The 8,807-nt window shown below is 42.9% G+C and carries 8 protein-coding genes; 4 read left to right on the plus strand and 4 right to left on the minus strand.

The window, feature by feature from the left end; genetic code table 11:
- Positions 1–147: 147 nt before the first annotated feature.
- The 4 genes from ACTTK7_RS16605 to ACTTK7_RS16620 form a co-directional block, all read right to left on the minus strand.
- Complete coding sequence (locus tag ACTTK7_RS16605; protein WP_462869213.1) at positions 148–1,713, minus strand: malate:quinone oxidoreductase; 1,566 nt, start codon at positions 1,711–1,713, stop codon at positions 148–150.
- Positions 1,714–1,934: 221 nt separating this feature from the next.
- Positions 1,935–2,603 carry a 3D domain-containing protein gene (locus tag ACTTK7_RS16610; protein ID WP_462869214.1) on the minus strand — a complete coding sequence of 223 codons (669 nt, stop codon included), beginning with the start codon at positions 2,601–2,603 and terminating at the stop codon, positions 1,935–1,937.
- A gap of 522 nt (positions 2,604–3,125) precedes the next feature.
- A complete protein-coding gene (locus ACTTK7_RS16615; protein ID WP_462869215.1) occupies positions 3,126–3,782 on the minus strand; it encodes a hypothetical protein in 657 nt (218 codons plus the stop codon).
- Positions 3,783–3,799: 17 nt separating this feature from the next.
- Entirely contained in the window at positions 3,800–4,627 is an 828-nt protein-coding gene (locus ACTTK7_RS16620; protein ID WP_462869216.1) for a hypothetical protein, read from the minus strand.
- Between the two features lie 359 nt (positions 4,628–4,986).
- Between ACTTK7_RS16620 and ACTTK7_RS16625 the strand changes: the two genes are divergently transcribed.
- From ACTTK7_RS16625 to ACTTK7_RS16640, 4 genes are all read left to right on the plus strand, one after another.
- Entirely contained in the window at positions 4,987–5,322 is a 336-nt protein-coding gene (locus ACTTK7_RS16625; RefSeq protein ID WP_462869217.1) for a hypothetical protein, read from the plus strand.
- A 590-nt stretch (positions 5,323–5,912) separates the two neighbouring features.
- Positions 5,913–6,374, plus strand: a complete 462-nt coding sequence (locus ACTTK7_RS16630) for a hypothetical protein (RefSeq protein ID WP_462869218.1) — start codon at positions 5,913–5,915, stop codon at positions 6,372–6,374.
- Between the two features lie 98 nt (positions 6,375–6,472).
- Positions 6,473–6,724: a hypothetical protein gene (locus ACTTK7_RS16635; RefSeq protein ID WP_462869219.1), complete on the plus strand. Its 252-nt coding sequence runs from the start codon at positions 6,473–6,475 to the stop codon at positions 6,722–6,724.
- A gap of 231 nt (positions 6,725–6,955) precedes the next feature.
- Entirely contained in the window at positions 6,956–8,605 is a 1,650-nt protein-coding gene (locus tag ACTTK7_RS16640) for a Na/Pi cotransporter family protein (RefSeq protein WP_462869220.1), read from the plus strand.
- Positions 8,606–8,807 lie beyond the last annotated feature (202 nt).

The following is an 8,807-nucleotide window of genomic DNA, read 5'->3' on the forward strand; positions in this document are numbered from 1 at the left end:
CAGAAAATGTTTACATGGGAAGACCACGGACGATGTGTTTCAAAAAGAAGTGTTGCGCTTAAATTGACAATCTAAGTATTAAATAAAAAAAGCCTCGTTTCAGCCGATTAAACTGAAAGGAGGCTTTAAAAATAATTAACATCACCGTTACGTCATTTGTGGTTGTTTTTGATTTTTTAATCCAAGCACCTGCTCGGTAGACTTGTGAATTTCATCAATCATTTCTGGGTTTTCTGACAGGTCAATGCCGTATGAAGGGATCATCTCTTTGATTTTAGGCTCCCATTCGTCGAGATGCTGCGGGAAGCATTTCTCAATAATTTCGAGCATCACAGAAACTGCCGTCGATGCGCCCGGGGACGCTCCGAGAAGTGCAGCTATAGAGCCATCTTCTGCGCTGATCACTTCTGTGCCAAACTGCAGAATGCCTTTTCCTTCCTCGGTATCCTTAATAACCTGGACCCGCTGCCCCGCTACAAGCGGCTCCCAGTCCTCAGCTTTGGCGCTTGGAACAAATTCTCTCAGCTCTTCCATCCGCTGTTCCTTTGACTGTATTACCTGCGAGATCAGGTATTTCGTTAACGGAATGTTTTTCGCTCCCGCTGCCATCATCGTAATCAGGTTATCCGGCTTGACGGAATTCAATAGATCCATTAAAGATCCTGTTTTCAAAAACTTTGGGGAGAAACCGGCGAACGGGCCGAACAAAAGCGTCTCCTGATTATTAATGTACCTCGTATCCAGATGCGGCACAGACATTGGCGGTGCACCTACGGGCGCTTTGCCATAAACTTTGCCGAAATGCCCGTTGACGACATCCGGGTTCTGACAGACCATAAACTGGCCGCTTACCGGAAAACCGCCGATGCCCTTTCCTTCTGGAATTCCGGATTTTTGCAGCAGGTGCAGGCTTCCGCCGCCACCGCCAATGAACACAAAATCCGCCTCGTGCAGCTCAAGCGTTTCTTTTTGATGATTGCGCACCTTCACTTCCCAAGTGCCATCTTCGTTACGCGTAATATCATCCACATCGTGGTTGTATTTCATTTCTACATTATTTTTTTCAAGATGACTAAACAGCTGGCTCGTTAACGAACCGAAGTTCACATCGGTGCCATCTGAAATTTTAGAAGCAGCTATCGGTTCTTCAATCTGCCTATCCTTCATCATTAATGGCATCCACTTTTCAAGCACTTCCGGGTCCTCCGAAAATTCCATTCCTGAAAATAACGGATGCGCCGACATTTTTTCGTAGCGCGTCCGCAGAAACGAGACGTTATGATCACCGCGCACATAGCTGATATGCGGCAGAGGCATAATAAAGCCGCGTGGATTATGGATCAGGTCGCTTTTTACAAGGTAGGACCAAAACTGCTTGGAAACCTGAAATTTTTCATTAATACTGATGGCCTTACTGATATCTACAGAGCCGTCCGGCTGCTCATTTGTGTAATTTAATTCACACAAAGCCGCATGCCCGGTTCCCGCATTGTTCCATTCATTCGAGCTTTCTTCACCCGGTTTTTCCAGCTTTTCAAATACTTTGATATTCCAGCCCGGAGCCAGCTCTTTTAGCAGTGCGCCTAATGTGGCACTCATAATACCGGCTCCGATTAGAATGATGTCTTTTTCACCCTGTTGTTTATTCATTTCTTTCCTACTCCCTACATAATAGAAAAAGACGTCTCCTTTTGGCGGAAATCCTCCGGCCATATTTTGTTCACGTCAGGGAGGCATCTTTTCCAATAATTTTACACCAAATATAGATTATCATTATTAGACGAAGATTAAAATCATTATTGTTAATATAATAACCGTTTATGACTACGGAAAAACAATTAAAGCAATACAAAAAACACTATAACCTTTTTTGGGCCTAAAAAAACCGAAGCCCGGGAATAATCCCCAGCTTCGGTCCGCTTATATTATGGTAATTAGTCGACTACTGTTACTTCAACGTCTTGACGGCCAAACGCAAATGCGTCAGATTTCGTCGGCACGTGGATGTCAATGCGGTCGTCATTGATGGCACCGCCGGTGTCAGCTGCTTCATACGTGCCCATGCCTTCGATTTTCACCGTGGAACCGAGCGGGATCACGTCCGGGTCTACAGCGATTACGTTCGCATCACGGTCGTTGTTCAGGTTGACGCCAGTTGCGGTGATGCCGCTGCAGCCAGCACATTCAGCGGTATAAGCAGTAGCTTCCATAGTCATGGTGTCGCCGCCAGTGCTTTCCGAGGACTCGGAAGTCGAGGCGCCCGCTACTTCTTCGCTGGAGTCACTGGAGGAATCAGAAGATCCGCCGAGAGCTGCCTGCGTCTGTGGGCCGGCTACGCCGAAGTAGTTGCCCGCTGGGGAAGAAATGTTGTTTGCTTCCTGGAAGTCTTTTACAGCGCTAAGTGTTCTTGGTCCGAACGTGGAACCAGTGTAGCCGTGGAAGTACCCTTTTTCCTTCAGCGTGTCCTGAAGCTCAGCAACTGAAGAGTTAACGTCGCCATAACTCATAGAACCATGATCGCCGATGGATGCGTCCGCTGCCTGTGGTGCTCCGAATACTACGCCTGCTGTAATTGCTGTACCGAATAATGTTTTTTTCATCATAAATAATTCATCCTTTGTAATTATAATATTGTTATTCGTCCTGATGACGAAGTCCATTGAAAAGTTTACTTATATGTTTACTTGCCTTTACATCGTCACTGCATAGATCATCATGTTGTTTTCCTGCTGATGTTTTTTTGTGCCGTCTCTCAAACACAACGCTACCGATTATGCCTTGAAAAAGCTTAAATGGCAATGGCATTAATTTAGTTGTAATCTAACCTTAATAGTTTTTCATAATATGTAAAATTACCGGGGCTTCCTGCACAAATCCTGCGAAAAAATGCCGTAATTTTACTCATTACCCGGGAAAATGTATTCAAAATATTACGCTATTATTACAAAAAGACATTTTCAGCGTAATATAATTTGAACTAAGCGAAGAAAATACTTTTGAGTTTTGTTTTTACGGGGTAAAAAAATTAGTTTTCCACTTTACTGTGCATATCAACAATGAAAAAACTCTGCAGTCCTTCTGTTAAGAAGTCTGCAGAGGCCGTATGAAACCCTCATAATAAAAATTTATTTCACCTGCTTGTATGAGGTAACCTGCAGGTCTTCGTCTACGGTGGCTTCGTACGTTTCTACTTTCGTTTTTCTTCCATCATTGTTCAGTACATCAATCTTTACGTGCCACAGACCGTCTTTTTCTTCTGTAGAAGTAATACGCTTGGGTTCATCTACATAGTTTTCGAAAAATGCATTAACACTGTCCATTACTTCGGTAAGCCGCGGACCTTTCTGTTTGGATTTTTTCTTTTTAGAAGGTGCCGGCTTTCCTTTGGAGGCTGAGGCCGATGTGCTTCCCGCATTTTTCAATTGCGGGGTGCTCTCTTTTTTAGAAACCATTCTTGCTTTTTTAGGTGTCTGTTCTTCATTTTTATTCTCTGAAGACGAATTTGATATACCGGGGATTTTTGCTTTTGACTTTTCTGCGGTGTGCTTTACGCTCTCCTTGGCCTCTCCAGCTTTTTTTAGAGGCTTTTTTAAAAAGGAAGAAGCTGTCGTTCCAGTTTCATTTTCTTTCTCAGCGGTATTGGCTTTGTCCGTGGAATCCTTAGAAGATTCGTCGCCGCTGTCATTCTTTTTTATTCCCTTTGTAATCATCGGAATAGCTCCTCCGATCAAGCTTCCGGCTGCCATCAGCCCATAGGTAACTTTGTCTTTTTTATCAGTCATTATGTTTTCCCCTTTCTTTATTGAAAGAATCTGCATGGTTCTGTACCTTTACTTGTTGGCACGAGTTTTAATCGAAGAGGTTTTTTTCTGCTTCTTCTTTTTTTCGCGGCTTCTGATTTAATATCTTTCACCAGATCGTTCCATGAGTTTTCCATAAAGTCGTTTTTCACCTGCTGTTTAAGCTCTTCTTTTAACTCTGCATACATATTCTTCTTCCATTCTGCAGTCAGAGCACGTGTAATATCACGGACAAGGTGCTCATGTGCAGCTTTCGATAGAAAAGAAGCGGATAATAGAACTGATTTTTCGTCGCGGGCGGTAGCTGCTTCACTTTTCGGCACTGTATTTTCAGACAGAGGTTCATCATTATTCCAAGCAGATGTTTCATCAGTCCCGTAATACGCTTCATTGACCTGCTTCATAATTTCCTCAATCATATCTTTTTTGTCTTCTTTCGTTATTTGCAGTCCGCTGTCCAACGCCAGCTTTTTGAGCTCCGGCTGTTCCATGGAATAAAGATTAATTTCCTCTTCATTACCCTCTTTATTCGTAATAATGACACCGGCATAATTTTCTTCATTTTTTTGACTGCCGGAAGCATTTTCTGTTTGTACTGCTTCCTCATTGGCAATCGTCAGCTTTGAACCGGCAGTTTGATTCATAATCTCATCGATCATATCCTGTTTTCTGGTTGATTTAATTTTTAAGCCGGTATCTTTTGCCAATGCTTTAATAGATTTGTTAGTCAAATTCCGAAGATTTACTTTTTCTTCTACTCCACCATTATCGACGATGACTACTGCCGACTGCTGAAATTCATCGGAAGCTGCTTCCTTTAAAGCCATCGGTTATCCCTCATTTCCCGACCGTTCCCGGAAATTTTTAAAGATTTCTAACACAGATTAATAATAGCCTTTACGTTATATACCCTGAAATCAACATTTATAAGTGTATAACCTTCTCTCCCTCCCCTATTTTTTTCGAAATTACTACAAAGAATAAAACCTTCCAATTTCACTTACGAATCTGGAGCATTGCGGGACAGTCTTTCCTCAGTTTAATGTTCAGCCGTGCAACTGGACCAAGGACAAAGACCTGGAGCGTATATACCCCTCTATCAATGCTTTTATTTTTACTTTTTGCCGGGAATACGAGGCTTAGGCTTCATTTATTAAATTAATGTACAGAAAGCAGGTCGACTACTATGGAAGAAACAAAATACCTGGCAGTGATGCTTCAGCAGGACGGTACGTTAGTGGAGAGGAACTACACCCGCAGGCAGCTTTTTGGTGACGGAAAAAGTGTAAATCTTCGGGACAGCCACTATTATGTGCTACCGGACGTATGGGCTGTCGGCTTTTATGAACTGCCGGAAGAAATTGAAGAGGTATGGGCTGAAACAAAAGAAGCCTCTTTCCCTCTCCCGGCTATCTTTTTCAGCTATAATTCGCATACCCAGGCCATGGCTAATATGAGTGACAAATTGATCGAACAAACGAAATCCGAAATCCGGCAGGCGGAGATCAGTAAAACCAATTAACTGCAAAAAGCAATGCCGTTCCGTTCGCAGGAATGGCATTGCTTTTTGTTGTACACAGGCGTAGGTGTTTCACTGGACCGGCTCCTGCAGGCTCATTTTGTTTCCGGCTGTAGTCTGCCTTACTTTTATTTCCGGAGTCAGGATAATCGTTCTGCTTGACTGTTTTTTTGTGTATTTTTCCTTGTTCCTTAGCCCTTGAATAATAAAATTGTTAAGAATGACCCTTCTTAGTATATGCCTATTTACTGAAAAATTTCTGTACATCATTTCAGAGATTACTGTGAATTTAAGTGGAATATGCAGCTAACTCTTACTCCCCCAAGGATTCATTCTATTATAATCTTCTTCATTTATATTTTCTTTTTCCGTAAATATGTATTAATTACGCTCTTTTTTACTACTATTAAAATAAAACTTTAGACTTGAGTAAAAAATCGTTATTCGGGAAAATACGATTAATAATAGAAGAATGATTATTTTCAAAAACAGGGCACGCAGTCATTTTCCTCGCCTCCATCATAAATCAATTATGCTTTCATTTAAGTTTTTTTTACCGAAATGCTGCAGGCCCGGAGAAAGGAGCAGCATTCATGAAATACGAAATGAAGCATGCTGTATATGAAGAGATGTTGAGTTATCTTGAGCAGAAAGACCCTTCAAGTGTGGAAGAATTTGTCCAGCAGGCAGCAGAAAATTTTGAAATGGCGCTGCTGCTTCCTTTTTATATGTATTATTATCACCCTTACGAATGGCAGGACTATTCCTTATTTGCTGACAATCCTCTTCCGAAAACGCTGAACTGCGCCGCCTATATTGCGCTCGATGCCCCCGCACTTAACGCAGATCCAAAGCTTAAGCGTTTCTTTTATGGCACCTACTGCATTACTTCTTCACCACCAGATGATCAAACGGTGCTTTCTCTTGAAGAATGGACCATGCATTTGTTTCGGAAGTACTGGAAGATTCATCAGAAAACCTCATTTTTAAGCAACCATGTAGAAATTCTGGACAATAGAACATCCAAATGGGTTCTAAAGACTTCTCCACGATAATACTAATTACAATAGACTGGGAAAACAGCTTTTTTCAAGTCATTCCTTCCTAGTGGTGGGAGATGGCTTCCTGGCTTTATCTAAGGAGGAATCACTCTATGACCCCGCTGATTGCAGGGTATGCTATTCAGGGCAATGAAATTATTGTTGGAACGCCTGAAAGCCTGCATTGGTTTGCAGACGAGCCCTGTGTGGCACTGCATGAGGATATCGAATTATTGTTTCGTGCTTTGCATCCATTTGCTGTGAAAGGAGTCACCATTCATTTTCTTCCCGATGTGCAATCGTTAAAAACTGCCTGGGAGGTTTATGACATTAACGTTTCACTGTCCCATTCTGCCCCTAAATAATAGTATTTTATGACTGCATTCGAACAAAACAGACTCTACTGGGTTAGAGTCTGTTTTGTTATGAACAGGATAGAATTGAACTTTTCCTTCTTCTCTCCTACTGCTACGGCCTCTTCCCCCGTCTTTACAAAATCTTAACAATTCCTTTATTTACACCATGGGTTTTCATGCTTTAAAACTATAGAGGGTATTGCAGTAATCCGTGTTAGACAGACATCAAGGGGAGGAATCATTGTTTTGGATATTCAATCACTTTTATTTACATTTTTCGGCGGCCTCGGCATCTTTTTGTTCGGAATTAAATTCATGGGAGACGGACTTCAGAAAATTGCCGGTGATGGCCTGCGCAACCTTTTAAATAAATTTACGAGCAATCCGTTTTTCGGCGTACTTACCGGGATGGTGGTAACGATTCTCATTCAATCCAGTTCCAGTACCACCGTGCTCACCGTCGGGCTGGTCAGTGCCGGCTTTATGACGCTGCGGCAGGCCATAGGCGTTATTATGGGAGCAAATATTGGAACCACCGTCACGGCTTTTATTATCGGTATCGACCTGGAAGCTTATGCACTGCCAATTTTATTTATTGGAACAGTACTGATCTTTTTCTTTAAAAACAAAAAAACCAACCATATCGGCCAGACCTTTTTTGGCTTTGGGGCCTTATTTTACGGTTTAACACTGATGGGCGAAGGTGTTGCACCCTTGGAGAATCTTCCAGCCTTCAACGATTTAACCATCAGCATGAGCGCCAACCCTCTTCTTGGTGTACTGGCCGGAGTGTTATTCACCGTAGGCCTGCAGAGCTCCTCGGCAACGATCGGGCTGCTTCAGGAATTGTTCAGCCAGGGAGCTATCCCTCTTGATGCCGCCCTGCCGATTCTATTTGGAGATAACATTGGTACAACGATTACAGCTGTTATTGCTGCCATTGGTGCCTCTGTCGCAGCCAAACGGGCAGCAATGATTCACGTGATCTTTAACGTCCTAGGCGCTGCGATTGTGTTGATACTGCTTGTTCCTTACACTGCGTTTATCAGCTACCTGCAGGACGCTCTGCAGCTTAACCCGCCAATGACAATCGCATTTGCGCACGGAATTTTTAACGTCACCAATGTGATTATTCAGCTGCCGTTTGTCGGCGTGCTTGCCTATGTCGTAACCCGGCTGATTCCGAGTCGTGAAGAAGAGATTGACTACCAGACAAAGCATCTCGACCCTCTTTTTATTCAACAATCTCCTTCGATCGCCCTCGATCAGGCTAAATTAGAGACACTGCGGATGGCGGAATATGCGGAGAAAGGATTGAAGCAAAGCGAGTCCTATCTGGAGACTAAAAATAAAAAAAGCGCCGAGAAGATTGTTAAATATGAGGAAGCCATCAATAACCTGGATAAAAACATTACCAATTATTTAACCGGTATTTCTTCAAGATCTCTTTCATCCGAAAACTCACGCCAGCATTCAGTTCTGATGGACACTACAAGAGATATTGAACGCGTGAGCGATCATGTAGAAAACCTGATGGAGCTGGTGGACTACCAGGTGTCCAACAAAGTGACGATTTCGCCGGAAGCGTACAATGATTTAAATCAGATGTATGAGTTAACGATGAGCACATTTTCTCAATCGATTGAAGCACTCGGGCAGGATGATTATGATATTGCCGGACAGGTGCTGACGCAGGAAGAAGAGATCGACCGGCTTGAGCGCCAGCTGCGTAAAAAACACATTCTGCGCCTTAACGAAGGCCAGTGCTCCGGTTCTGCGGGTATCGTGTTTGTTGACATGCTGAGTAACTTAGAGCGTATTGGGGATCACGCTGTAAATATTGCGGAAACCGTGCTCGAGGAAGATCACAAAATAAAACAAAGCAATTAATCAACAGGCAGTGCCCTCACGGTTGGGCGCTGCTTTTTTATTCAAATAAGATGGGCTTAACCATGCGCTGCCTTTCCTTTTTATTAACCGGTCTCGTTTATCCTCATGCTTATTTACCATTTTTAAGGCTCTTCACCACAAGTTGGACTTGACACGATAGGGATATGAAAAAAGCGGCTCTTCCTTTATCTTGGTATTGGAC

It is taken from the genome of Marinococcus tarijensis (assembly GCF_054971385.1).

What these genes read in the sequence shown, in the direction of transcription:
- ACTTK7_RS16620 (WP_462869216.1), bottom strand. Translation starts at nt 4,627, where the DNA reads ATGGCTTTAAAGGAAGCAGCTTCCGATGAATTTCAGCAGTCGGCAGTA.
- ACTTK7_RS16635 (WP_462869219.1), top strand. Translation starts at nt 6,473, where the DNA reads ATGACCCCGCTGATTGCAGGGTATGCTATTCAGGGCAATGAAATTATT.
- ACTTK7_RS16610 (WP_462869214.1), bottom strand. Translation starts at nt 2,603, where the DNA reads ATGATGAAAAAAACATTATTCGGTACAGCAATTACAGCAGGCGTAGTA.
- ACTTK7_RS16615 (WP_462869215.1), bottom strand. Translation starts at nt 3,782, where the DNA reads ATGACTGATAAAAAAGACAAAGTTACCTATGGGCTGATGGCAGCCGGA.
- ACTTK7_RS16605 (WP_462869213.1), bottom strand. Translation starts at nt 1,713, where the DNA reads ATGGCCGGAGGATTTCCGCCAAAAGGAGACGTCTTTTTCTATTATGTA.
- ACTTK7_RS16630 (WP_462869218.1), top strand. Translation starts at nt 5,913, where the DNA reads ATGAAATACGAAATGAAGCATGCTGTATATGAAGAGATGTTGAGTTAT.
- ACTTK7_RS16625 (WP_462869217.1), top strand. Translation starts at nt 4,987, where the DNA reads ATGGAAGAAACAAAATACCTGGCAGTGATGCTTCAGCAGGACGGTACG.